Here is a 24062-nt window from a genome sequence, read left to right as displayed (position 1 = left end):
GGTTGTACGTGGGCCTGTGTCCGGTGCGGCGAGTGGGGGCACCTCCCACGCCCTTAAGGCAGTGGGGGAGCGTGCATGGCGCCGCGAGGCAGGCGGGAATGTGACGACAGGCCCTAGGGGTGGCCAGGACGCGGGAGCGGTAGCAGACTCCGCCGTGCGCACAGCCGCTGGCATCCGAAGTCACGGGGCCGAAGGGACGGCGATCACGTATGAGCGGGAACAGGGCAGTCGCGTATCTCAAGCCGGGCACGGTCGAGGTCAGGACCATCGACCACCCGACGCTTGAACTCCAGGACGGGCCGGGAGTCGCTCCCCAGAACGTCGGCAGGAAGTGCCGGCACGGGGTGATTCTCAAGGTGCTCGCCAGCAACATCTGCGGAAGTGACCAGCACATGGTGCGGGGCCGTACGACCGCGCCCGAGGGGCTGGTCCTCGGACACGAGATCACCGGAGAGGTCGTCGAACGCGGGCCGGACGTCGAGTACGTCGACGTCGGGGACATCGTCTCCGTACCGTTCAACATCGCCTGCGGGCGGTGCCGCAACTGCAAGGAACGCAAGACCGGCATCTGCCTGAACGTCAACCCGGCCCGCCCGGGAGCGGCTTATGGCTATGTCGACATGGGCGGCTGGGTCGGCGGCCAGGCCGAGTACGCGATGGTGCCGTACGCGGACTTCAACCTGCTGAGGTTCCCGGACGCCGACCAGGCGCGCGAGAAGCTCCTCGACCTGACCATGCTGTCGGACATCTTCCCGACCGGCTTCCACGGCGCGGTCACCGCGGGCGCGGGTGTCGGTTCGACGGTGTACGTCGCGGGGGCGGGCCCGGTAGGCCTGGCCGCCGCCGCGTCGGCGCAGCTCCTGGGCGCCGCCGTCGTCATCGTCGGCGACCTCAACGCCGAACGCCTCGCCCAGGCACGGAGTTTCGGCTGCGAGACCGTCGACGTCTCACGCGGCGACATCGAGGGGCAGCTCGCCCAGATCCTCGGGGAGCCCGAGGTGGACGCGGCGGTCGACGCGGTCGGCTTCGAGGCCCGGGCGCACGGCCCGGACGCCCCGGAGGCGCCCGCGACGGTCCTCAACTCCCTGATGGGCGTCACGCGCGCGGGAGGCGCCCTGGGCATCCCTGGGCTGTACGTCACGGACGACCCGGGCGGCATCGACGGGGACGCGAAGTCGGGCACCCTGAAGATGCGACTCGGCCTCGGCTGGGCGAAGAGCCACGCGTTCACCACCGGACAGTGCCCGGTGATGAAGTACCACCGGGGGCTGATGCGGGCGATCCTGCACGAGCGCGTACACATCGCCAAGGCCGTCAACGCGACCGTGATCGGCCTGGACGACGCCCCGCGCGGCTACGCCGAGTTCGACCAGGGCGCGAGCCGCAAGTACGTACTCGATCCGCACGGGGCGCTGGCCGGCGTACGACCGGTCTGATCTCCTCCTGAGGTCCGGCCCCGGTACAAGGAGAGGGGTACCCACGCGCGGGTACCCCTCTCCTGCCCTACGCGTAGTGCCGCGCCTCGAAGACGTTGCCGTCGGGGTCGCGGAAGTAGAAGCTGCGCCTCGCCAGGCCCCGGGCGCCGTAGGAGTCGTACGAGATCTCCGAGACGGGTACGTCCCGTTCTTCCAGGCGGGTGCGCAGGGCGTCGAAGGAGTCCGCGGGCAGGGACAGGCACACGTGGTTGACGGGGTGGCCCGCGCTGTCGGCGGACCCGGGGAGCATGTTCATGCGCTCCGCCAGGGAGAGGGGCGCGAGGTCGAAGATGGTCTCCTCGTTGAGGCGTACGGAGGGGAAGGACACCGTCCCCGCGGCGAATTCGGTGATCCTCAGGGGCTCCATGCCGACCGCCTTCTCGTAGAAGTCGGCGGCGGCGAGCGGGTCGCGTACCCAGAGGACGACATGGTCGAGACGTGTCGAGTTGTCCGTCATGAACCCCAGGCTGGTGGTGTCTGCCACAGGCCGCAAGGGTTTGACCACGCGCGCCGCCCGCCAGAGATGAGGGAAGACCGAACGACAGGAAGCAGGCGCGTGATGCTGGTGGTGTCCGAAGAAGTGCGGGAAGCGGTCGACGCGCGTCGACCCGTGGTGGCTCTGGAGTCCACGATCATCGCGCATGGGCTGCCGCGCCCGCGCAATCTTCAGGTGGCGCTGGAACTGGAGGACGTCGTACGGCAGGAGGGCGCCGTACCGGCCACGATCGCCGTGCTGGACGGGCGCCCCCATGTCGGCCTGGACAAACAGCAGTTGGAGCGGGTCGCGAACGAGGACGGCATCCGCAAGCTGGGGCACCGCGATCTGCCGCTCGCGGTGGCCGCCGGGGCGAGCGGGGCGACCACGGTGTCGGCGACCGCGCTGTTGGCCGCACGTGCGGGCGTACGGGTGTTCGCCACGGGTGGGCTCGGCGGGGTGCACCGGGAGTGGACGGTGACCCAGGACGAGTCGGCCGACCTGGGGCTGCTGGCGCGCACGAGGATCACGGTCGTCTGCGCGGGTGTGAAGTCGATCCTGGATGTGCCGGCCACCTTGCAGCGGCTGGAGACCCTGGGGGTCGCCGTGGCCGGTTTCGGCACCGACCACTTCCCCGGCTTCTACCTGTCCGACTCCGGGCACCCCGTGGACTGGACTCTCGACACGCCGGAGCAGGTCGCGGACGTGATGCGGGCCCAGGACGCCCTCGATTCCCCGGAGTCGGCGTTCATCGTCGCCAATCCGGTGCCCGCGGAGGAGCAACTGGATCCGGAGCTCCACACGCGCGTGCTGGCCGACGCGCTGCACGCGCTCGAAGAACAGGGTGTGAGTGGGCAGGCCGTGACGCCGTTCCTGCTCGACTACCTGGTGCGGCACACCGACGGTGCCTCGCTGAGCGCCAATCTGGCAGCGGTCCGCGGCAACGTACGGCTCGCGGGGCGGATCGCGGCGGCCTGGGCCGGGGCGTGACGGAGCCGGGCGGGGCGCTGCTCGTCGCCGGGGACGTCATCACGGACATCGTCGCCCGGCACCATGGTCCGCTCGCGCCGCGCACCGACACGACCGCCGCGATCCGGACCCTGCCGGGCGGTGCGGGCGCCAACGTGGCCTGCTGGGCGGCCCATTGGGGGCGCTCCGAGGTACGGCTGATCGGACGGGTGGGTACGGACGCGGCCGAGTGGCACGAGCGCGAGCTGGCGGCCTGCGGAGTACGGCCCCACCTCGTCGTCGATCCCGAGGCACCGACCGGGACGGTGATCTGCCTGGTGGACACGGACGCGGCGGCCGAGCGCACGCTCCTGACCCAGAGCGGTGCCTCGCTGCGGCTGAACCCCGACGACTGGTCGGACGCGCTGCTCGACGGTGTCGCACGGCTGCATCTCTCGGGCTATCTGCTGTTCTCGGCGCCGAGCCGGGCGTTCGTGGCGGTGGCCCTGGAGGCGGCACGCGCGCGTGGCGTACCGGTGAGCCTGGATCCGGCGTCGGCGGGGTTCCTCGTCGAACTGGGTGTCGACCGCTGCCTGGATCTCGTGTCCGGGGTGGATGTGCTGCTGCCGAGCCGCGACGAGGCCTGCCTCCTCACCGGGTTGCCAGACCCGGCGGACGCGGCGGCCAAGCTGAGCCGCCACGTCCCGCTGGTGGTCGCCAAGCAGGGTGCCGAAGGCGCGATCGTGGCCCGCGCGGGGACCGTGTACGCCCGTGTCCCGGCCCTGCCCGCGACACCCCTGGACACGACGGGCGCCGGCGACGCCTTCACCGGCGCGTTCCTCGCCGCCCTGCTGACGGGCGCCGGACCCGAGGACGCGGCGGCCGAGGGGTGCCGGGCGGGCGCGCGGGCGGTGGAACGGGTGGGCGGGAGGCCGCCGGTTGCCGGTTGAAGGGCCGCGGGGTCACAGGCCGGAGCGGCGACGGCTACCCCTTGCGCCCCCACGCCGAGATCATCGGTGCCGTCGCCAGGTCCATTCCGCCCGCGGCGACGTTGGCCAGGTGGCGGTCGATGTCCTCGTCCGTGGCGTGGCCCCCGGCGACGAGCCGCTCCCGGATCTGACGGATCGTCGCGGTCTCCAGCGCGGCGCAGGCGGGCGAGGTGACCGGGAAGTACGCGTCGGCCTGGACGTTGCGCAGACCCGCCTCGCGCAGCAGCCGCGGGAGTTTGCGGCCGTACGCCAGATCGGCGCCGCTGTCCGCGAGCAGCTGGCGGAAGCTGTGCCGCAGCCGATTGGCGAGCTGCTGCTCGGGGCCGTGCTCGTCGGGGCAGAGCAGGGGCTGCAGAGCGGGATCGGCGTCCTCGACGAGAAGGCGTCCGCCGGGGCGCAGCGACTTGATCATCGAGCGCAACGCCCGTTCCCGGTCCGGCACATGGACGAGGACGAGCCGGGCGTGCACGAGGTCGAAGCCCTCCCCCGGCGGCTCGTCGGCGCCGACGTCGTGGACGCGTACGTCGACCGGCGGACGGGCTGCCGGGGCGACCCAGGTGGTGTCGAGGTCGGTCGCGAGGACCTTTCCGGTCGGGCCGACCTTCTTGGCCAGCCAGGAGACCACCGAGGTGCCCCCGACGCCGACCTCCCAGCAACGCCAGCCGGCTCCGACGCCGAACCCTTCGAAGTGCCGGAAGGTCGTGGGATCGAAGAGGGCGGCGAAAGCGTCGAAGCGTTGTCCCGCCTCGGTCTGCCGGTTGTCGAGGAGATACCCGTCGGTTCGCGTCATGCCGAGATCATCCCAGTCATCCGCTTTGTTCGGCCGGGTCGACGCTCCCGCATCGGCGAAAGCGGAGCGGAACCATCCGTTCCCCCAGGCCCCTCCGGCGTTCGCGAAGGGCTGGCAAACTGGCGAGCCAGGCGCATGGTGCGGACAGTACGGCGCAAGGAGAACCAGATGTCCATGGCAGGGAATCTGCGGAAGGTCACGAGCCTCGGCAGGGTCGGCGGTCTCCGCAGAGTGGCACGGCTGGCCCGGCGGCGCCCGCGTGTCGACCTGAGTCACCACGCCCGGTCACCGCTGGGCTCCGCGGTCGTGAACTGCGTGGCCTACGAGGACGGCGTCCGGATCCCGGCCGGCCGGGACCTGGTCGACGCCGTGCGGCGGGTCCGCAAGAGCGACGAGGGCTTTGTCTGGCTCGGCCTCCACGAGCCGACGGACCAGGAGTTCGCGGGCATCGCCCAGCTCTTCGACCTGCACCCGCTCGCGGTCGAGGACGCGGTCGACGCCCACCAGCGCCCGAAACTGGAGCGGTACGGCGAAACCCTGTTCGCGGTGTTCAAGACGGTCTGCTACGTCGAGCACACCGAACTCACGGCGACGAGCGAGGTGGTGAACACCGGCGAGATCATGGTCTTCGTCGGCCAGGACTTCGTGATCACGGTACGACATGGTCGGCACGGTTCACTGGGCCCGCTGCGCGAGGGTCTGGAGGCCGATCCGCAACAGCTCGCCAAGGGCCCGGCCGCCGTGCTGCACGCCATCGCGGACCATGTGGTCGACGACTATCTCCAGGTCACGGACGCCGTGCAGGCGGACATCGACCAGGTCGAGACGGATGTGTTCGCGACGAACGGCGCACGGGCCGACCCCGGCCGGATCTATCAGCTCAAGCGTGAACTCCTGGAGCTGAAGCGGGCCGTGGCTCCGCTGAACCGCCCGTTGCAGGAGCTGGCGACGCGGCCGATACGGGTGATCGACCCGGAGATACAGGCCTACTTCCGGGACGTCTCCGACCATCAGCTGCGGGCGACGGAACAGATCGCGGCGTTCGACGAGCTGCTCAACTCGATTCTGCAGGCGCACCTCGCGCAGGTCACGGTCGCGCAGAACGAGGACATGCGCAGGATCACCGCGTGGGCGGCGATGATCGCCGTACCGACGATGGTCTGCGGTGTCTACGGCATGAACTTCGATCACATGCCGGAGCTGCGCTGGCAGTTCGGCTATCCGCTGGTGATCGGCCTGATATCCGTCGTCTGTCTCGTGCTGTACCGGAGTTTCCGGCGCAACGGCTGGCTCTGACTCGGCCCAGCCCGTCACGTACGCTCGCCCGGCGCGGGCGGCCGGGCGAGCGTACGTGACGGGGCAATGGGATCAGCGCATCGTGGTCCGGGCGTAGACGCTCTCGGCCCAGGACGCGATCTGGTCGTCCGTGAGGTGCTGGGCCAGATCGGCCTCGCTGATCATGCCGACCAGACGCTTGTTCTCGATCACCGGGAGCCGGCGGATCTGGTGGTCCTTCATCTCTTCGAGAACCTCGCTGACATCGGCGCTCGCCTCGATCCAGCGCGGGGTGCCCTGGGCCATCTCGCCCGCGGTGACCTTCGCCGGATCGTGGCCCATGGCCACACAGCCGACGACGATGTCGCGGTCCGTGAGGATGCCGCAGAGGCGTTCGTTCTCGTCGCTGATGGGCAGGGCGCCCACGTTGAGTTCGCGCATCAGCTGGGCGGCCCGGTCAAGGGTCTCGTGGGCGGGGATCCACTGGGCGCCGCGGTGCATGATGTCTCCGGCGGTGGTCATGAAGTACCTCCCGGTGCCGGACGGCCGGCGCGGCACGGAGGGCACCGCTAGTCCCGGCGCCCTACATTCTTGCCGCGCTCCCGGGGATGCGCACCCGGAAGTCCGCGGCTTTCGGGCGCGGTGTCCGGGGCCGGTCCGGGCCGCCGGGCCCGGGTCAGCCGTTCCACGCCGGGTGCCGCGGGTCGTCCGCGCGCACCAGGACGTCGGCCGTGGCGGTGGGGTCCGTCTCGTTCTCGTAGCGCGCGAAGGCGGGGAGGGTCCAGTGCTCGGCCTCGGGGGTACGGCGGCGCAGGGCCGCCGGGGAGAGGAGGACGTGGACGGTCAGGTCGAACGGGAACCAGTGGCGCAGCAGGAGGGGGCCGTGCAGCAACAGGATGCCGCCGGGCGGGAGTCGGACGTAGGGGCTGCGGGTGGAGCGGTCGGTGAGCGGGTCGCGGAGGTCGGGCAGGACACGGCCGTCGCCGCCGGGTTCGAGGGGGCCGAAGACCTCGCGCCAGAGGGCGCCGGTGTCGAACCAGCCGTCGTAGTAGGCCTCCACGTCCTCGTGGCCGTACTCCAGCCGGAGGGAGGCGGGGCGCAGAAAACCGGCGGTGCCGATGGCGAGCGAGGGCCGGCCGCGTACGCGCAGTGCCTCGGCCACGCGTTCGGCGAGGTCTCCGGGGCGGGCCGCCGGGGCTCCGTCGAAGGCGATGCGCGGCCAGGGGCTGCCGTCGTCCGGCTTCAGGTCGAGCACACGTTCGGCGAGGAGGTCGCCGAGCCGGTCCCAGGTGATCGGTTCCAGTCGCACACGGCCCATGATGCCGGGTGGCCGCCGGTGGTCAGGAGCGGAGCCGGTGGGAGCAGGCGGGGGAGGCAGGGCCGGTGCGGGGATTCCTGGTCGCCGGTGGGAATCAAGCAGCTATGACCAGCCGCACAACTCCCCCGGTCCGCCCCGGACTTCTCGTCGTGCAGCCGCTCAGGCGGCGGCACTGTGCCGAGTGCCGGCAAGGGCCGTTGGCGTTGCTCGTGCTGGAGGAGGGGGTGCCTCGGTGTCTCGACTGCGCCGATCTCGGGCATCTGGTGTTCCTGCCGAGGGGCGACACCGCGTTGACGCGCAGGTCGCGGGAGGAGAGCGGCCTGTCGGCGGTGGTCGTGCGGTTCAACCGGCGGCAGGGGCGGTACGAACGGCAGGGCGTCCTGGTCGAGGAGGCCGGGCTCGCCCGGGCCGAGGAGCGGTGCCTGGCGGACGCCGAGGCACGGCGCCGGCGTCGGGTACGGGACGCGCGGCGGCGGGCCGCGGAGGATCTGCGGTTCACGGAGGCGTTCGCGCGGGAGATCCGCCGATTGCTTCCCGGGTGTCCGGCGGACCGGGCGGAGGAGATCGCCGCGCACGCCTCGCTGCGGGGCAGTGGGCGGGTGGGGCGGAGCGCGGCGGGGCGTGCGCTGTCCGAGGGGGCGGTGGTCTCGGCGGTCGTGGCGTCCGTACGGCATGTGGACACGACGTACGACCAGTTGCTGATGAGCGGGGTCGCGCGGCACGAGGCTCGGCGGCGGATCGCCGGTGCCGTGGAGGCGAGGCTTCGGGAATGGGGGACGGAGTCGGATGGGACGACCGGTGCGGACAGGAGAGAGGGCCGGGTCGAGTCCACCTGAGCGCGGACACCCTGACCTGCTCGCGCCCGGTTCCGGAGCCGCTCCTGGACGCTCGCGTATGGCGCCGCGTCGTTCAGCCATGGGCGTTGTCAGTGGCAGGGGGTTCACTGGAGGGAACGGATGGGGATCGACCTGGGAGTCGGCATGATCGATGGGGCGTACTTCGTACTGGTGGTGCTGGGTGTGCTCGGTACCGGGCTGGTGGCCGGGGTGTTCTGCGGGTTCTCGACGTTCGTGATGAGGGGGCTCGCCGCGCTGCCGCCCTCGCAGGGGGTCGCGGCGATGCGGGCGATCAACGTCACCGCGCTCAACCCGCCCTTCATGCTCGTGTTCATCGGCACGGCCGCCCTGTGTCTGGTGATCGTCGTGGTCACGTGCGTGGTGTGGCCGGACGAGGGCGCGGTGGAGCTGCTGGTGGGCAGCGCGCTGTATCTGTTCGGCTCGTTCGGGCTGACCATGGGCGCGAACGTGCCGCGCAACAACGCGCTGCTGAAGCTGGAGCCGGACACGGCGGAGGCCACCGCGTACTGGCCCGTGTACGTGCGCGAGTGGACCCTGTGGAACCACATACGAACGGTCGCCTCGGGGGCCGCCTCGGTGCTGTACGTCCTGGCCGTCGCCTGAGCCGACGTCCCGCTCGGCGCAGGTGCCCGATGAGTCGTATCGTGGCCGAAAGAACGCGCCGCCCGATGACGCACGGCCCCGTCACGTGTACGCAGGGAAGACGGCAAGGACACGGCCATGGGCGATCCCAAGGGTTTCCTCACCACCGCACGCCAGGACTGGCCCCGCAGGCCCGTCGAGGAACGGGTCCGTGACTGGGACGAGGTGTATGTCCCGGGGGCGCTCCTGCCCATCATCAGCAGACAGGCCGATCGCTGCATGGACTGCGGCATCCCGTTCTGCCACGAGGCCTGCCCACTGGGGAACCTGATCCCCGAGTGGAACGACCTGGTCTCCCGGGAGGACTGGCGTGCGGCGAGCGACCGGCTGCACGCCACGAACAACTTCCCCGAGTTCACGGGGAGGTTGTGCCCGGCGCCGTGCGAGGCGGGCTGTGTGCTGGCGATCAACCAGCCCGCGGTGACCATCAAGAACGTCGAGGTGGCCATCGCGGACCGGGCCTGGTCCGAGGGCTTCGCGCCGCCGAGCCCGCCGGACCGGCTGTCCGGGCGTACGGTCGCGGTGATCGGGTCGGGGCCCACCGGGCTCGCCGCCGCCCAGCAGCTGACCCGGGCCGGGCACACCGTCGCCGTGTACGAGAAGGACGACCGGCTCGGCGGGCTGATGCGGTACGGCATCCCCGAGTTCAAGATGGAGAAGCACCATCTGGAGCGGCGCGTCGAGCAGATGCGCGCCGAGGGGACCAAGTTCCGTACGTCGACGGCCGTCGGGCGGGATGTCGGGGCCGCCGAGCTGCGGGCACGCTACGACGCCGTGGTGCTGGCCGTCGGGGCCACGGCGTGGCGTGAACTGCCGCTGCCCGGGCGGGAGTTGGCCGGTGTGCAGCAGGCGATGGAGTATCTGCCGCTGGCCAACCGGGTGTGCCAGGGGGATCTGGATGCGTCCCCGATGTCCGCCGCCGGGAAGCATGTCGTCATCGTCGGCGGCGGGGACACGGGGGCCGACTGTCTGGGCACCGCGGTGCGTGAAGGGGCCGCCTCCGTCACCCAGTTGGACATCTACGCCCAGCCCGGCGAGGCGCGCGACGAGGACTCCGACCCGTGGCCGACGTATCCGAAGGTCTACCGGTTGTCGGCCGCGCACGAGGAGGCCCGCGATCTGGAGTCGGCGCCCGCGGCCGACGCCGACGCGCGGCTCTTCGCGGCGTCCACGCTCCGCTTCACGGGCGACGCGGACGGGCACGTACGGGAGTTGCACCTGGTCGAGGTGGACGCGGAGCGCCGGCCGCTGCCCGGGTCCGGGCGGACGCTCCCCGCCGACCTCGTGCTGCTCGCCCTCGGCTTCTCCGGCCCGGACCGGGAGGACGGCCTGGTCGAGCAGCTCGGGCTCGCCCTCGACCCGCGCGGCACGATCGCCCGGGACGCGGACTTCGCGACGAACGTGCCGGGCGTGTTCGCGGCCGGGGACGCGGCCCGTGGGCAGTCGCTGATCGTGTGGGCGATCGCGGAGGGGCGGGCGGTGGCGGCGGCCGTGGACCGCCGCCTGACGGGCTCCACACGGCTGCCGGCGCCCATAGGGCCGTACGACAGGCCGATGACCGTGTGACCGCCTCCAGCGCCGCCTGAGGCCGGTCAGCGCTCGTCCGTGCCCGCCACCTTGCGGGTCGCCAGGGCCACCCGGTTCCAGGTGTTGATCGTGAGGATCAGGGACAGGACCTGGGCCAGTTCCCGCTCGTCGAAGTGGGCGGCGGCCTCGGTGTAGACGTCGTCCGGGACGCCCGCGTCGGCGATCAGGGTGACCGCCTCCGTGAGGGCCAGTGCCGCCTGTTCCCTCGGGGTGTAGAAGTGGCGGGCCTCGCGCCACACCGCGACCAGGTGCAGCCGGTCCTCGCTCTCGCCCGCCCTGCGCGCGTCGTTCGTGTGCATGTGGAGGCAGTACGCGCAGTGGTTGAGGTGCGAGGCGCGGATCTGGATCAGCTCGACCAGTGCCGGGTCGAGACCCTCGCGGGCCGCCGCGTCGAAGCCGACAAGGGCGCGGAAGACCTTGGGGGCCGTCTTCGCGAGGTTCAGCCGGGGCGCTCGGGCCGCCTCCGTGAGGTGGGTGGTCGTGGGGTTCGCGGTGCTCGTGTTCGTCGTCATGGGTACGAACCTACGAGCCGGAAAGACCGACTGTAGGGTGCATTTCTGTGGCAGAAACATGGGTCAATTCCGCCGAGCGGATCGGCGCCGACCTGCATCTGGAACTGGAGCTGTCGGGGCCCGGCGGGCGGCGGGCCGCGCTGATCCGGGCCCTGCGGGACGCCGTCCGGAGCGGCCGGCTGGCGCCCGGCACCCTGTTGCCGCCGTACCGTTCCCTCGCCGCCGATCTCGGCGTGGCCCGCAACACGGTGGCCGACGCGTACGCCGAACTCGTCGCCGAGGGCTGGCTGACCGCCCGCCAGGGCTCCGGCACCCGGGTCGCGGAACGCGCCGAACCCGTGAAGGCGGCCTCCCGTGTCCCCGTGAAGGCACCTCCACGCGCGCGTGGGCCACGGCACGATCTGCGTCAGGGCAAGCCGGACGCGTCGGAGTTCCCGCGTTCCGCCTGGCTGGCCTCCTACCGGCGGGCGCTCCAGCAGGCGCCCAACGAGGCGTTCGGGCCCGGTGACCCGGCCGGCCGCGTCGAACTGCGGGAGGCGCTCGCGGAGTACCTGGCACGCGCGCGTGGCGTCCGTACCGAGCCCGCGCGGATCGTCGTCTGCTCGGGTTTCGCACACGCCCTGCGGCTTCTCTTCGGCGGCACGAGCGGCAGCGGGGGTGCGGACGCCGTACTGCGGGGGCCGTTGGCCGTGGAGGCGTACGGACTCGGCTTCCACCAGGGACTGCTGGCCGCCGCCGGGGTACGGACCGTGCCGCTGCCCCTCGACGAGGACGGCGCGCAGGTCGGCCTGCTGGACCGGGAACGGGCCGTACTGCTCACACCCGCGCACCAGTTCCCGACCGGCGGCCCGCTGCACCCCGAGCGCCGGGCGGCCGTGATCGACTGGGCACGCGCGCGTGGCGGGCTGATTCTGGAGGACGACTACGACGGGGAGTTCCGTTACGACCGCCGTCCCGTCGGCGCCGTCCAGGGGCTGGACCCGGAGCGGGTGATCCATCTCGGCTCGGTGAGCAAGAGCCTCTCCCCCGCGCTGCGGCTGGGCTGGATGGTGCTTCCGGAGCGGTACGTGGAACCCGTGCTCGCGGCGAAGGGCGAGCGCGAGGGGTGGGCGAGCGCGCTCGATCAGCTGGCGCTCGCGGACTTCCTCGGGTCCGGGTCGTACGACCGTCATGTGCGGCGGATGCGGCAGCGGTACCGGCGCCGCCGTGACCGGCTCGTCGCCGCACTCGCCGCGCACGCGCCGCAGGTCGAGGTCACCGGGGTCGCGGCCGGGCTGCACGCGGTGCTGCGGCTGCCGCCCGGGACGGAACGGTCGGCGGTGAAGGCGGCGGCCTGGCGCGGAATCGCCCTCGACGGACTCGCGGAGTTCCGGCATCCGGAATTCCGCGGCCTGGAAAGGGACCCGGAAGGGGGCCGGGACCCGATCGCGCCCGACGGGCTCGTCGTGGGGTACGCGGCACCCGCGGAGGGTGCCTACGGGGCGGCCCTGGAGGCGCTCTGCCAGGCACTTCCTCCGGGTTGAGCGCGGGTTGAGCGACCCCCGACAACGCGACCGGCCAGCACTTGGTTGCTCTGGGTGACCTTATTCACGACGGCCGGAAAACGGCTTCCAGCAGACGTGGAATACAGCCGCCGGTGGGATCATTGACGCAGGAGACAGGCCCCACGGGCCTGCCGCCAAAATCCTTCGTTCCGTCGTCAGGCGCAGGGCCAACCCTACGCGTCCCCCCTGTTGGCGGTCGGTCCTGGAGGGTGTTCTATGACGACGCTCGATGAACGTCACGGAGAAGGCGCGCGCGACGGGGACGACCCCCGCGGCGGGGCGGTCCTGAACGCGGTCGGGGCACACGGCCTGCTCGACCCGGTCGGGACGCACGGCAGGGAAGCCGTCCCCCTGGACCAGCCCTCCGCCGCACTCCCCCTGCTCTCCGGTTCCAAGGCGGCCAACCTCGCCCGCGCGGCCCGTGCCGGACTGCCGGTACTGCCCGGATTCGTCATACCGCACCCCGCGTCCGTCCCTGAGGCCCACGGCCCGGCCGACGCCCTGACCGGCGACCTGTCCGCGCTGCGCCACGCCTGGGACGCGCTCTCCGACGGCGGTGAGCGTCCGCTCGTCGTCCGGTCCTCCTCACCGCAGGAGGACACGGACGAGTCGTCCCTGGCGGGCCAGTTCGCCTCCGTTCTCGATGTCCGCGGCTGGGCCGGTTTCCTCGCGGCGGTGCGGACCGTGCTCGACTCCGCGCACCGGCCCGGCGAGCCCCCCGCACCGATGGCGGTGCTGGTCCAGCCGATGCTCACCGCGCGCGTGGGAGGCGTGATGTTCGGCGCCGACCCCGTCGAGGGGCGCGCCGACCGGATGCTGGTGAGCGCGGTGCGCGGCGGCCCCGACAGCCTGGTCAGCGGGGAGCAGGCCGGCACCAACTACTGGCTGAGCCCCCGTGGCCGCATGCTGCGTACGGAACCGGCGGACGCCGAGCCGCTCCTCGGCACCTTCGAACTGCGCCGGCTGGCCCGCCTCGCGCAGCAGGCCCGCAAGGTCTTCGACGGGCCGCAGGACATCGAGTTCGGGTTCGACGACCACGGACAGCTGTGGCTGTTCCAGAGCCGCCCGATCACCGCGATGGCCGTCCGCCCCTCGCGCGGGGCCCGGCTGCTGGGCCCCGGCCCGGTCGCGGAGACCCTGCCGGACCAGCTGGAGCCACTGGAGGAGGACCTGTGGGTGGCCCCGATGGCCCGCGGGCTCGCCGCCGCGCTCGACATCGGGGGCACCGCATCCCGGCGCCGGCTGCGTGCCGTGCCGGTGGTCACCGCGGTCGGTGGACGGGCCGCCGCGGATCTGGAGCTGCTCGGCGCTGTTCCGCCCCGGCACCGCTGGCTCGCGCTGCTCAACCCGGCGCCGGGCGGGCGCCGCCTCGCCGCCGCCTGGCGGACGGGACGGCTGGCCTCGGCGCTGCCCGGGCTCGCCGTCGACCTGGTGGCGGACGTCGACCGCCGGCTGGCCGAGACCCCGCCGCCCGCCGAGATCCCGGCGACCGGACTGGCGTCCACCCTGCGCTGGACGCGTACGACGCTGGTCGCGCTGCACGCCCAGGAGGCGCTGGCCGGTGCGCTGCTGCACGAGAAGCCGGGCGGCAGGGCAGGCAGCAGCCGTACGGCCGCCGGTGCCGCCCTCACAGCGCTCGCGGACGCCCGCGCCCAGGGGCTGCCCGACGAGCACGTCGTGACCGCCGAGCCGGTGGTCCTGGCCCTGACCGCACCGAGCCTGCGCGGACGCATCCGGCTTCCGGCGGCGCCGCAGGCGTCGGCACAGGAGGGCGGCCTCAACGGCACCCCGCGCGCGGGACACCGTCCCGACGCGGACGAGCACCCGCGTTCGGCGACCGTCACCGTCATCCGCCCCTTCCGGCACCCCGCCGAAAAGCCGACCGCCGCCGCGCCCGTACTCCCCCCTCGTGAGGCGCTCCGGCTGCGTGTCCGGTGGGTGCAGGAGCTCCAGGTGCGGCTCGTCCGGGAGGGGGCGCGCAGGCTCGTCGTACGCGGAGGGCTGGACGACGGTGCGCGGGTCGGACTGCTGCGGTGGCCGGAGTTCATGACCGCGCTGGAGGGCGGGCCCCTGCCCGAGGACGTGCGGAAGAGGCAGCCGCAGCCCGTCTCCGCCCCGCTGCCGGATTCCTTCCGGGTCGCCGAGGACGGGACGGTGGTCGCCGAGCGGAGCACCGACACCTCCGGAGACGGCGGCCGGGGTGTGTCCGGCGGGCGGGCCGCCGGGACCGTCTGGGACGGCACCGGGACCCCGCCCGCGGACGCGGTGCTGGTCGTCCGCACGCTCGATCCCGCCCTCGCCCCGTTGCTGCCGGGGCTCACCGGACTGGTCGCGCAGACCGGCAGCCCGTTGTCCCATCTGGCCGTGCTGGCGCGGGAGTTCGGGCTGCCCGCGGTCGTCGGCGCGACGGACGCCGTGAGCCGTTTCGTAACGGGCACGCGCCTCACGATCGACGGCACCACGGGCGAGGTGCGTACCGGGGACGAGACCGGGACGGAGGTCGGACGATGAGGCGAATCGCCTATGTGTTCGCATGGCTGGCCGCCGCCGGGGCGGGCACCTACGTCGTCATCTACCTCTACCGCTGGCAGTGGCAGCGGGCGGTCCTGTGCGGAGTGTTGCTGCTCGTCGTCGAGGTGATGCTGCTCGGGATCATGCTGATCGGGCGGCTCGCGCGGATCGAGGAGCAGATGCGCGAGACCCAGGACCAGGTACGGGAGTCCGGCCAGAGACAGCAGGACGTGCTGGCCCGGCTGAGGGAGTCGCCGGCCCGGCAGGGCGCCGGGCGGTTCCGCTGGCTGGACGAGCCCGCCGAACGCACCTACGTCTTCGTGCCGGTGCTCATGGTCACAGGTGTGCTGTTGTCCGGCCTCGCCTGGCTGGTGCAGCGGGTCGCGTCGGTCACAGCCAAGCCCGCCGAGCGGCGGCTCGCCGGACGGCTGGCCGTCCTGACCGCGCCCGATCCGGCGGCCGACGGCGACCTGGAGGACCTGCCCCCGGCGGGCGGCCGGCGTTCACCGCGCCAGGTCGCGCGGGCGGCGGCCGTCGTTGTGGTCGGCGTCGCGTTGCTCGGCGCGCTGGTCGGCGGGCTCGCGGACCTCACCCAGACCCGTGAGCAGAAGGCGGACGCCGACAGCCGGGCGACCTCCGTCCTCGTCCAGGTCGATCTGCGCGGCAGCGGCAGTGTCATCTCCGAGGAGCGGCGCTCCCTGGCCGCGCACCAGGTCTGGGAACAGTGCCGGGACTCCACCTCCGTGCCGCTCAACCGGGCGACCCTCGGCGATCTCGGTGATGGGGTGTTCGCCGGTGTGGTCCGGCCGGCGCTCGCAGAACACGACCGGATGCGGCTGCGCGGCTGCCTGGAGGACGCGGCCCTCGACCGCGCGCACCTCACGGTCGTCGGTATCGGAGATGTGGACACGGACGGCGACTAAGGGCACCGCAATCAGGGTAAATGGAATATATACACAGAAAGGAGTCGTACGTCACGTAAAGGCTCCGCTGTCAGCGGCCCGGGTTACGATGCAGAGCGCTCTCGTCCCCTGAAACGAACGTACGAACGCGCCCCCGCCTCCAACCTCCCCGGGTCATCATGGCTGTCATCACCGCTCCCCCGCCCGCACTACCGCTGCGTAGCCACCTTGCGGTCCGCCGCATCCTGCGGATCCTCGGCAGAATCGTCATCGGCTACCTCGTCCTGTGGGCCACAGGCGCGCTCGGCATCCTGGCCGTGTCGCACTGGATCGGCGAGGAGACACCGGCACAGCCGGGGACCAGTACGGTCCAGGGCGTCCACCACTTCGAACGCGTGGACTCCCAGGGGCGGTTGTGGCGCGGCGCCGCGCCCTCGCCGGCCGGTTACCGGGCGCTGGCGGGCGTCGGCATCACCACCGTCGTCGATCTGCGCGCCGAGGACCTGAGCGCGGCCCAGCTCGCCGAACCGGCCAAGGCGGGGCTGAACGTCGTACACCTGCCGATCCGTGACGGGCAGACGCCCACGGAGCAGCAGGTGCAGCGATTCCTCGACGTCGTCGCCTCGTCGTCCGGGCCGGTGTTCGTGCACTGCGGTGCCGGCGTCGGCCGTACGGGGACGATGGCCGCGGCGTATCTCGTCCAGACCGAGAAGCAGTCGCCGTCGGCGGCGGTCTGGCGCAACCTCGCGGTCGGACCGCCGTCGATCGAGCAGATCTACTACGGGCTGAGCCTCGGCAAGGACAAAGCGGAGCAGCCGCCGCTCGCGGTCGTGGCGGTCAGCCGGCTGGTGGACGCGCCGCGCCGCATGTGGTCGTGGCTGTGAACCCGTAACCCACCACTCGCTGCTCCCCGTCAGGACGTGCGGCCCACCGCCCCGTACCCGGGAATCACGCCGTCCTCCTGGCCCGGGACCGGCTCGCCCAGCTCCGGGTGCCACTTGTCGACCACCTCGACGCCGGGCTCGATCAGGTCGAGGCCGTCGAAAAAGCGGGCGAACTCGGTGCGGGAACGCAGGGCGAGGGTGACGCCCGCGGCCTTGAGCTTCGCCGTGGCGGCCGCGGACTCCTCCGGGGTGAAGTCGGCGGTCGCGTGGGTCATCACCAGGTAGCTGCCTGCGGGCAGTGCGGCCAGCAGTCGGCCGACCAGTTCGTGCGCGCCGTCCTCGTCGGAGACGAAGTGCAGCAGGGCGACGAGGGAGAGCGCGATCGGCCGCTCGAAGTCCAGGATCCCCTTCGCGCCCTCGATGATGGCGTCCGGGTCGCGCACATCGGCCTGGAGGTACTCGGTGACGCCCTCCTCCGTACCGCGCAGCAGGGCCGCCGCGTGGGCCAGCACGATGGGGTCGTTGTCGCAGTAGACGACCCGCGCGTCGGGCGCGATCTCCTGGGCGATCTGATGAAGGTTCGGCTCGGTCGGGATGCCGGTGCCGACGTCCAGGAACTGCCGGACGCCGTGCCCGGCGAGCCAGCGCGTCGCGCGGTGCATGAAGGCGCGGTTGACCTTGGCCATCACCGGCACGCGCGGGTCGAGGGCGAGCATCTGCCGGCCCATCGCCTCGTCGACCGGGTAGTTGTCCTTGCCGCCCAGATACCAGTCGTACATCCGCGCGGGATGGGGCTTGCTGGTGTCGATCTCGATGGAGGGCTGCCCGGTCATGACGAACTCCGTAAGTCTCTTCGGGGTCTTGCGTGGCAATTGATCAACTGAGCACCAAGTGAAGAACATAGGAACAAAAGGGCCGGGAACGAGCCCCGGGAACAGCTGTCAGGACAGGAGGAAGTCCGCTTCTCCCGCCTTGGCGCCCTCGATGAAGGCGAGCATCTCGTCGGTGGTGTAGATCAGCGCCGGTCCCTCCGGGTCGGTGGACTGGCGGAGGGCGATCCGGCCGTCGGCGAGCTTCATCGCCTCCAGGCAGTTGCCGCCGTTGCCGCCGCTCCACGGCTTGTGCCAGCCCTCGCTGCCCAGTTCGCCGGCGGGCATACCGTTGTAGATACGGGCGCTCGCCCGCTCGGTGACCCGTTCAGTGGTCAGCTCATTGATTCGCTCGTGGCGTATCCGGGCCTTGGACGTCATGCGATCCATGCAGAGATTCAGAGCTCCTTGCGGAGATCCCGGAGGATCTCCTTCGTGCGATGTGCTGTAGCGGACTGAGCCGCCATGCGGTCCATGACCTCCAGGTGGGTTGCCACCTCGGTGCGCGAATCCAGATAGATGGCGCCGGTCAGGTACTCGCTGTAGACCATGTCCGGGAGTTCCGGCACGGCAAAACGAAAGAGCACGAAGGGCCCGTACGTGCCCGGGTGCGGCCCCGATGCGAAGGGCGCGACCTGGATCGTCACGTTGGGCAGGTTCGTGGCTTCGAGCAGTTTGTCGATCTGCGCACGCATCACCTCCGGTCCGCCCACCGGGCGGCGCAGGACGGTCTCGTCCATCACGACCCACAGCCGGGGGGCTCCGTCGCGAGTGAGCAGTCCCTGGCGTTCCATGCGCAGCGCGACATGGCGCTCGATGTCCTCGGGTCTGGTCTGGCCGATGGCGCCCGATTTCAGGACACCAAGGGCGTACTCCTCGGTCTGCAGCAGTCCGGGGACGAAGTGGGGCTCGTACTGGCGGATGAGGCTCGCCGCACCCTCCAGGCTGACGTGCATGGAGAACCAGCCGGGCAGCACGTCGTGGAACCGCTGCCACCACCCGGGCTGGTTGGCGTCCTCCGCCAGCTGGACGAACGCCTCGGCCTCGTCGTCCGAGACGCCGTACGACTTCAGGAGGAGCTGGAGGTACGGAATCTTGAGCGCGACCTCGGCCATCTCCATACGACGGACGGTGGCCGGGGCGACCCGGAGGATGCGCGCGGCCTCCTCGCGCCGCAGGCCCGCACGCTCCCGCAGGTCCAGCAGTCGCCGGCCGAGGACGACCTGTCCGACCGTCGGCGCGGACCGCGGTTCGCTCACGCTCCACCTCCATCGAGCACCGGCACACCCGGTGAAGATTCCTGACAGCCCGGCGGCGCCAAACCGGAATCTGTTCGAAGGTTTATTCGAAAACCTGCCGAAAGTCCCAACTGGCGCCGCTCCGCGTGCTGTTGCGAGCAGTGTGCCACGCCGTTCCACTCCGTCACACCGCACTCTGCATTTTTCAGAGTGACACTTGCCAAGTGTTCACGGCGGGGAGATAGTGGCAAGCGTGATCCCGTCCCCGCCCTTAGGAACAGACGCCGCCGCGGACCGCTCCGGTCCCGGGTCCGCAGCCTCGCTGCGCCCCGGTACGGCGGCCGAGCGCCGGTTCCGCTTCGAGCTGGCCGCCCATCCGGGCTCGCCCGCGCAGGCCCGTCGCCTGACGCGTGCCCGGCTCACGGGCTGGTCGGTCTGCGAGGACACCTGCGACACGGCGGCTCTGGTCGTCACCGAGCTGGTCACCAACGCCATCGTGCACACCGCGAGCAGCCACATAGTCTGCGAGCTGCACGACGACGACGAGCTGGTGCGCATAGCCGTGCGTGACGAGGGCTGCGCCCCCGGCGTGCCCCATCAGTCGCCGCAGCGTCCCGACGACGAGCAGGGGAGGGGGCTGCTCCTCGTCGAGGCCATGTGCAGGGCCTGGGGGGCCCAGGAGCACGGTCCCGGCCTGCTGGTCTGGGCGGAACTCGCCCGTCGCGCCGACGCGGCCGCGGACGCCCAGGACGGCATGGCGGCCCGCGGCGACCTCGGCTGGGGCGCGCCACCGCCCCGCCCGGGCACGCCCGGCGACCCGGAACCGGAGCCCGCCGACGACACACAGCCCGAGAACGGGCACCACGGGCGGCACCGGTTTCAACGCCACGCGACGACGGGGACAGGAACAGAGGCCGAATGGGTGTGAGGGGTACGTCCGCGGGGGGCCGGGTCGTCAGCTTGGACACGCTGGTGCGCATGAAGCGCGACCTGCAGAGCGCACCCCGTCCGAGAACTCCCCTGCGCCTTCCGATACCGGACGGCATGACCGCCCCTCTGGGCTGCGACGCGGTGGCGGTACCCGCCCGCTTCGGCCCCCGGGTACTGCCCCGGCTCCCGCGCGTGGGCTGTGTGTACGCCGATGAGGGCCATTGGTGGTGGCTGGTGCCCGCCGACTCCGACTACGCCCTGGAGTGGCCGGCCCCGTCGCACTACGCCACGGGAGCGGTGCTCCTCGACGCCCCGCGCGTCCCGCCGCTCATGCACCGCCCGGCGGACACCCTCCCGTACACCCCGCCGATACCGCTCTACCTGGCCCTGTGTCAGGTGACGGGGACGATTCCCACGTGGTCGAGGCCGATCAGCGCCTGAGCGCCTTCACTCCCCCGCGGACCCGCCCCGGACGATCACGAGGAACGTGTCCGTCGCGAGGTCCATGACGACCTCCGCCGGCTGGCCCGCCAGACGGCACGCCTGTGCGAACTCCTCGGCCGGCCAGGAACCGCGCGGTCCGCCGGCGGGAAAGCGTTCGAGCACCTTTCGCCCGTTCACCCTGCACCTCCATGTAGCGCTGATCTCGTAGAGTTAAACGCTCATCATGGGGAAAAGGCCTCGCCGAGTGACCGTACTGAGACGTAGTTGACACTCGTTCACCGGCAGATGTGAGGATCACCTCACCCTGTTACATCCTCCGGCACCCCTTTTGTCACCCTCCGCATCAGTCCTCGTACTCGTCGTGACGCCGCACGCGCGCGTGGCCGTCGGGCATCCCCAATGGCATGAGGTCCAGAAAACTCGTGGCCGAGCCGAGGCCGTCGAGTCCGCGTCCGTACGCCGAGTACGTGTGGAAGACCTGGTCGCGCTCCCGCAGGAAGCAGCTCACGCCGGACCGTTCGACGACCTCCCCCGCACTGCTGTACGTCACCAGGAAGTCGCGGTTGAAGTCGTTGCCGTACGACGAGTACCAGGGAACCGCCCATCCCATGCGCGCCTTGAACGGCAGGATGCGGGTGTACGGCGCCCGGGACACGGCCGCGAACGAGGTGTCGCAGGCCCACAGGTGCGCCAGGTGACCGACGTTGTCGAGGAACTCCGAGCAGCCGGCGCAGCCCGCGTCCCACTCGGGGGCGAACATGAAGTGGTGGACGACCAGTTGACGGCGGCCCTCGAAGAGGTCGAGCAGCGTCGCCTTGCCGTCGCCGCCCTCGAACACGTACTCCTCGTCGACCGCGACCATGGGCAGCCCGCGCCGCTCGGCGTTCAGCGCGTCACGCGCGCGCGTGACGACCTCCTCCTTGACCAGCAACGCCTCGCGTGCCGCCCGCCATTCGTCGCGCGAAACGATCCGCGGAAGTGTCATCGCCCCTCCAGGCCCCCGTTGTGGAACGGTCCGTTCTCAGGGGTGGACCGGCGGGGCGCGCGGAACTCATCGCCGCGCGGGAGGGATTTTCAGGTGTCGTACTCCTGGATGCGCTTTCCGTGGCTCCGGTCGACGAGGGCGGGCAGCCGCTCCCCCAACTCCCGGACGATGCCCGGCACATCGAGGGTCAGCAGCTCGCGGTCGCGCATGAGGACACGGCCGTCGACGATCGTCGTACGCACGTCCGAGGAGCGGGCGCTGTGGACGAGGGTGGCGGCGAGGTCGTGCACGGGCTGGGTGTGCGGCCCGGTGAGGTCGACGAGGACGATGTCGGCCCTCCGGCCGGGCGCCAGGCTGCCGATCCGCTCGCCGAGTCCCACTGCCCGCGCGCTCTGCAGCGTGGCGTGGTGCAGGGCCTGTCGGGAGGTCAGCCAGCGGGGGTCGCCCTCGGTCGACTTCTGGATCAGCGAGGTGAGCGCCATCGACTCCCACACGTCGAGCGAGTTGTTCGAGGCGGCGCCGTCCGTCGCGAGCCCGACGGGGACACCGATCTCGCGCAGGGCGCGTACCGGAGTGGTCGTGGGCCAGGCGAACTTGAGGTAGCCGCGGGGCGCGGTCGCCACGGCCGTACGTCCGTTCGTGCGCTCCAGGACTGGGAGGTCACGCTCGACGATGCCGGTGCCGTGCGCGAGGAGGACGTCGAGGCCGCCCGTGAGGACGCCGGTGCGGGCCAGGACCTCGATCGGGGTGCGGCCGTGGCGCGCGAGGCTGGCGTCGGTCTGGTCGCGGTTCTCGGCGGCGTGGATGTGGACGGGCAGACCGTGTTCACGGGCGAGGTCGGCGGTGGCGGCGAGATCGGCGTCGTCGACGGTGTAGGGGGCGTGCGGGGCGAGGGCCGTGGTGATGCGGCCTCCGGCACCACCCCGGTGCCGCAGCGCGAACTCCAGCGACTTCTCGCGCCCCTGAGGCCCCTGCGAGGAGAAGTACGCCTCACCGAGGTGCGCGCGGATCCCGCACTCCTCGACCACCGCGGCGACGGTGTCCATCGAGAAGTAGTGGTCGGCGAAGCAGGTGACACCGCCGCGGATCATCTCGGCACAGGCGAGCCGCGCGCCCAGTTCCACGTCGATGGCGGTGAGGTTGGACTCGATCGGCCAGACGACGTCGTTGAACCACTCCTCGGTGGGCAGGTCCTCGGCGATCCCGCGCAGCGCGACCATTGGGGCGTGCGTATGGCAGTTGACGAGCCCGGGCATGGCCACCTGCCCGCGCGCGTCGATGCGTTCGACGGCGTCCGGGAGATCGACGCCCACGCCGATCGTCTCGATGACCCCTCCGCGTACGACGATCGAGGTGTCCTCGGCGAACTCGATCCGTTCGTCTGCGCCCGTGTGGCGGAGGGCGGTGCAGCCGGTGATGACGAGATCCGCCGGAGCGGCGGGAGAAGGCGTCATACGGCCACCGTACGACGCGCTCGTACCGGTGGGCGACGTGAACCGCGCATCCCCGCGCCGCTCTGTCGCCGGGGGCGGCGGCGCGGGCACGCTGGACGCACAACGTGACACAACGTCCGGAACTCACCGGAACGTGCCGGAAGTTGCTGGAAGTTACTGGAAGTCGCTGGACCTGAGGGGGAGCCCGGCATGATCATCGCCACCTGGAACCTGGAGAACCTCTACCGCCCGGGCGGCCCGTTCGGCCCGAAGGACGAGGCGGCGTACGAGGCGAAGCTCGCCGCTCTCGCCGCCGTGATCACGGAACTCGACCCGGCGCTGCTCGCCGTCCAGGAGGTCGGGGACGTCGAGGCGCTGCACGATCTGATCGACCTGCTGGGCAGCGGCTGGAGCCTCGCGACCTCGCGGCTCCCGGACAGCCGGGGCATCCGGGTCGGTTTCCTGGGCCGTCTGGCGTTCGAGGTGCTCGCCGACACGAACGCGTTCCCGGAGAAGCTGCGTCCGGTGCAGGTGGACGACTCTGGCCTGGAGGTCTCGGTGGCAGGCCGTGGCTTCATGGCCGTGGAGGCGGACACCGAGGGCGGTCCGGTGCGGGCGGCCGTCGCCCATCTGAAGTCCAAGCTGCTGTCGTATCCGAACGGCCGTTTCCACCCGCTCGACGAGGGCGAACGGGCCCGGTACGGCGCGTACGCCCTGTACCGGCGCGCCGCCGAGGCGACCGCGCTGCGGGCCCTCGCCGACGATCTGCTGGCCGGCGAGGGCCGCACGCGGGACGTGGCGGTCCTGGGCGACCTGAACGACGAGGTGCGGGCGGCGACCACCCAGATCCTGCTCGGCCCGCCCGGCTCGGAGATCGGCACACCCGGCTACGAACATGACGACAAGGGCGACGCGACACGCCTGTGGGACGTGGCCCCGCTCATTCCGGCCGACCAGCGCTACTCGCGGATCAACTCGGGCCGCCCCGAGCTGATCGACCACGTCCTCCTGAGCCACCACCTGCTCCGCCGCACGACGGAGGCGGGCACCGGCCTGCCCGGAAACGGGGCGCCGGCCCTCCCCTCGATCGGCCCGGACCCGGAGGCCCGACGCGGCGCACCGGGCTCGGACCACGCGCCGGTGTGGGTGCGGATCGACTGACGCGGCATTGCCCCCGGCGGTCGCGGGTGGACGCGGGTGGCGTCTCGCCCGCGCGCGGGGCACACATTCGCCAAGACCCACGGCGCGGACCCGGCGAACGCCGTCCGTGCGGAGCAGCCCTCGGCCGACGTAGGTGGCGTCTCCCCCGCGCGCGGGACACACATTCGCTGACGCGGAGCCGCCCTCGGCCGACGTGGGTGGCGTCTCGTCCTCAGCCCGCGAGGGGCGTCTCACCCGCGCGCGGGACACGCATCCGCAGCCCGGGCGAGGCGCACCAGGCTCGCACCACACCC

General features: G+C 71.8%; 25 protein-coding genes. 14 read left to right on the top strand and 11 right to left on the bottom strand.

The window, feature by feature from the left end; genetic code table 11:
• The first annotated feature begins 209 nt into the window (after positions 1-209).
• Positions 210-1436 carry a formaldehyde dehydrogenase, glutathione-independent gene (fdhA, locus tag ACWCRB_RS05915; RefSeq protein ID WP_450994848.1) on the top strand — a complete coding sequence of 409 codons (1227 nt, stop codon included), beginning with the start codon at positions 210-212 and terminating at the stop codon, positions 1434-1436.
• A gap of 67 nt (positions 1437-1503) precedes the next feature.
• Here the strand turns inward: fdhA and ACWCRB_RS05910 are convergent, their stop codons facing one another.
• On the bottom strand, positions 1504-1932 hold the full coding sequence (locus ACWCRB_RS05910) for a VOC family protein (RefSeq protein WP_450994858.1): 429 nt from the start codon (positions 1930-1932) through the stop codon (positions 1504-1506).
• Between the two features lie 102 nt (positions 1933-2034).
• Between ACWCRB_RS05910 and ACWCRB_RS05905 the strand changes: the two genes are divergently transcribed.
• Positions 2035-2940: a pseudouridine-5'-phosphate glycosidase gene (locus tag ACWCRB_RS05905; protein WP_450994857.1), complete on the top strand. Its 906-nt coding sequence runs from the start codon at positions 2035-2037 to the stop codon at positions 2938-2940.
• Positions 2937-3848, top strand: coding sequence for a carbohydrate kinase family protein (locus tag ACWCRB_RS05900; protein WP_450994847.1), 912 nt, complete (start codon positions 2937-2939; stop codon positions 3846-3848). Before ACWCRB_RS05905 ends, ACWCRB_RS05900 begins: the two co-directional genes overlap by 4 nt.
• 34 nt (positions 3849-3882) lie before the next feature.
• On the opposite strand, the gene ACWCRB_RS05895 is transcribed toward ACWCRB_RS05900, so the two are convergent.
• On the bottom strand, positions 3883-4677 hold the full coding sequence (locus ACWCRB_RS05895) for a methyltransferase domain-containing protein (protein WP_450994846.1): 795 nt from the start codon (positions 4675-4677) through the stop codon (positions 3883-3885).
• 168 nt (positions 4678-4845) lie between these two features.
• Here ACWCRB_RS05895 and ACWCRB_RS05890 point away from each other — a divergent pair, with 168 nt between their 5' ends.
• Positions 4846-5973: a magnesium and cobalt transport protein CorA gene (locus ACWCRB_RS05890; protein ID WP_369033682.1), complete on the top strand. Its 1128-nt coding sequence runs from the start codon at positions 4846-4848 to the stop codon at positions 5971-5973.
• 72 nt (positions 5974-6045) lie between these two features.
• Here the strand turns inward: ACWCRB_RS05890 and ACWCRB_RS05885 are convergent, their stop codons facing one another.
• Together ACWCRB_RS05885 and ACWCRB_RS05880 are read right to left on the bottom strand one after the other, a co-directional pair.
• Positions 6046-6474: a CBS domain-containing protein gene (locus ACWCRB_RS05885; RefSeq protein ID WP_389350024.1), complete on the bottom strand. Its 429-nt coding sequence runs from the start codon at positions 6472-6474 to the stop codon at positions 6046-6048.
• A gap of 154 nt (positions 6475-6628) precedes the next feature.
• Positions 6629-7270 (bottom strand): uridine kinase, encoded by a 642-nt coding sequence (locus ACWCRB_RS05880; protein ID WP_450994845.1) that lies wholly within the window; start codon positions 7268-7270, stop codon positions 6629-6631.
• 104 nt (positions 7271-7374) lie between these two features.
• Here ACWCRB_RS05880 and ACWCRB_RS05875 point away from each other — a divergent pair, with 104 nt between their 5' ends.
• The 3 genes from ACWCRB_RS05875 (at position 7375) to ACWCRB_RS05865 (ending at position 10335) form a co-directional block, all read left to right on the top strand.
• Positions 7375-8106 carry a DUF2293 domain-containing protein gene (locus ACWCRB_RS05875; RefSeq protein WP_450994844.1) on the top strand — a complete coding sequence of 244 codons (732 nt, stop codon included), beginning with the start codon at positions 7375-7377 and terminating at the stop codon, positions 8104-8106.
• 144 nt (positions 8107-8250) lie between these two features.
• A complete protein-coding gene (locus ACWCRB_RS05870; RefSeq protein WP_450994856.1) occupies positions 8251-8730 on the top strand; it encodes an anthrone oxygenase family protein in 480 nt (159 codons plus the stop codon).
• A 117-nt stretch (positions 8731-8847) separates the two neighbouring features.
• Entirely contained in the window at positions 8848-10335 is a 1488-nt protein-coding gene (locus tag ACWCRB_RS05865; protein ID WP_450994843.1) for a glutamate synthase subunit beta, read from the top strand.
• 26 nt (positions 10336-10361) lie between these two features.
• On the opposite strand, the gene ACWCRB_RS05860 is transcribed toward ACWCRB_RS05865, so the two are convergent.
• A complete protein-coding gene (locus ACWCRB_RS05860; RefSeq protein WP_450994842.1) occupies positions 10362-10868 on the bottom strand; it encodes a carboxymuconolactone decarboxylase family protein in 507 nt (168 codons plus the stop codon).
• Between the two features lie 47 nt (positions 10869-10915).
• On the opposite strand from ACWCRB_RS05860, the gene pdxR reads away from it, so the two are divergent.
• The 4 genes from pdxR to ACWCRB_RS05840 all read left to right on the top strand — a co-directional run bounded on the left by pdxR (position 10916) and on the right by ACWCRB_RS05840 (position 16709).
• Positions 10916-12391, top strand: coding sequence for a MocR-like pyridoxine biosynthesis transcription factor PdxR (gene pdxR, locus ACWCRB_RS05855; RefSeq protein ID WP_450994841.1), 1476 nt, complete (start codon positions 10916-10918; stop codon positions 12389-12391).
• A gap of 237 nt (positions 12392-12628) precedes the next feature.
• A complete protein-coding gene (locus ACWCRB_RS05850) occupies positions 12629-14923 on the top strand; it encodes a PEP/pyruvate-binding domain-containing protein (RefSeq protein WP_450994840.1) in 2295 nt (764 codons plus the stop codon).
• Positions 14920-15846 carry a hypothetical protein gene (locus ACWCRB_RS05845; protein ID WP_450994839.1) on the top strand — a complete coding sequence of 309 codons (927 nt, stop codon included), beginning with the start codon at positions 14920-14922 and terminating at the stop codon, positions 15844-15846. The genes ACWCRB_RS05850 and ACWCRB_RS05845 overlap by 4 nt, the downstream gene beginning before the upstream one ends.
• Positions 15847-16004: 158 nt before the next feature.
• A complete protein-coding gene (locus ACWCRB_RS05840; RefSeq protein WP_450994838.1) occupies positions 16005-16709 on the top strand; it encodes a fused DSP-PTPase phosphatase/NAD kinase-like protein in 705 nt (234 codons plus the stop codon).
• A 29-nt stretch (positions 16710-16738) separates the two neighbouring features.
• Here the strand turns inward: ACWCRB_RS05840 and ACWCRB_RS05835 are convergent, their stop codons facing one another.
• From ACWCRB_RS05835 to ACWCRB_RS05825, 3 genes are all read right to left on the bottom strand, one after another.
• Complete coding sequence (locus ACWCRB_RS05835; RefSeq protein WP_450994837.1) at positions 16739-17542, bottom strand: SAM-dependent methyltransferase; 804 nt, start codon at positions 17540-17542, stop codon at positions 16739-16741.
• 108 nt (positions 17543-17650) lie between these two features.
• Positions 17651-17866 carry a DUF397 domain-containing protein gene (locus ACWCRB_RS05830; RefSeq protein WP_105973954.1) on the bottom strand — a complete coding sequence of 72 codons (216 nt, stop codon included), beginning with the start codon at positions 17864-17866 and terminating at the stop codon, positions 17651-17653.
• 110 nt (positions 17867-17976) lie between these two features.
• The gene (locus ACWCRB_RS05825; RefSeq protein ID WP_450994836.1) at positions 17977-18837 is read right to left on the bottom strand and encodes a helix-turn-helix domain-containing protein; all 861 of its coding nucleotides are present in this window, start codon (positions 18835-18837) and stop codon (positions 17977-17979) included.
• A gap of 223 nt (positions 18838-19060) precedes the next feature.
• On the opposite strand from ACWCRB_RS05825, the gene ACWCRB_RS05820 reads away from it, so the two are divergent.
• The gene (locus ACWCRB_RS05820; protein WP_450994835.1) at positions 19061-19744 is read left to right on the top strand and encodes an ATP-binding protein; all 684 of its coding nucleotides are present in this window, start codon (positions 19061-19063) and stop codon (positions 19742-19744) included.
• On the top strand, positions 19735-20187 hold the full coding sequence (locus ACWCRB_RS05815; protein WP_450994834.1) for a hypothetical protein: 453 nt from the start codon (positions 19735-19737) through the stop codon (positions 20185-20187). Before ACWCRB_RS05820 ends, ACWCRB_RS05815 begins: the two co-directional genes overlap by 10 nt.
• Before the next feature lie 6 nt (positions 20188-20193).
• Here ACWCRB_RS05815 and ACWCRB_RS05810 read toward each other — a convergent pair whose 3' ends face one another.
• The 3 genes from ACWCRB_RS05810 to ACWCRB_RS05800 form a co-directional block, all read right to left on the bottom strand.
• Positions 20194-20367, bottom strand: a complete 174-nt coding sequence (locus ACWCRB_RS05810) for a hypothetical protein (protein WP_450994833.1) — start codon at positions 20365-20367, stop codon at positions 20194-20196.
• A gap of 166 nt (positions 20368-20533) precedes the next feature.
• Complete coding sequence (locus tag ACWCRB_RS05805; RefSeq protein WP_450994832.1) at positions 20534-21175, bottom strand: DUF899 domain-containing protein; 642 nt, start codon at positions 21173-21175, stop codon at positions 20534-20536.
• 89 nt (positions 21176-21264) lie between these two features.
• Positions 21265-22629: an amidohydrolase gene (locus ACWCRB_RS05800; protein ID WP_450994831.1), complete on the bottom strand. Its 1365-nt coding sequence runs from the start codon at positions 22627-22629 to the stop codon at positions 21265-21267.
• A gap of 189 nt (positions 22630-22818) precedes the next feature.
• Between ACWCRB_RS05800 and ACWCRB_RS05795 the strand changes: the two genes are divergently transcribed.
• Complete coding sequence (locus ACWCRB_RS05795) at positions 22819-23769, top strand: endonuclease/exonuclease/phosphatase family protein (protein WP_450994830.1); 951 nt, start codon at positions 22819-22821, stop codon at positions 23767-23769.
• The last annotated feature ends 293 nt before the right edge of the window (positions 23770-24062 follow it).

This window comes from Streptomyces sp. NPDC002156 (assembly GCF_053593675.1).
The sequence above is the reverse complement of the archived record's forward strand: the minus strand, read 5'-3'. Positions and strand labels throughout refer to the sequence as shown.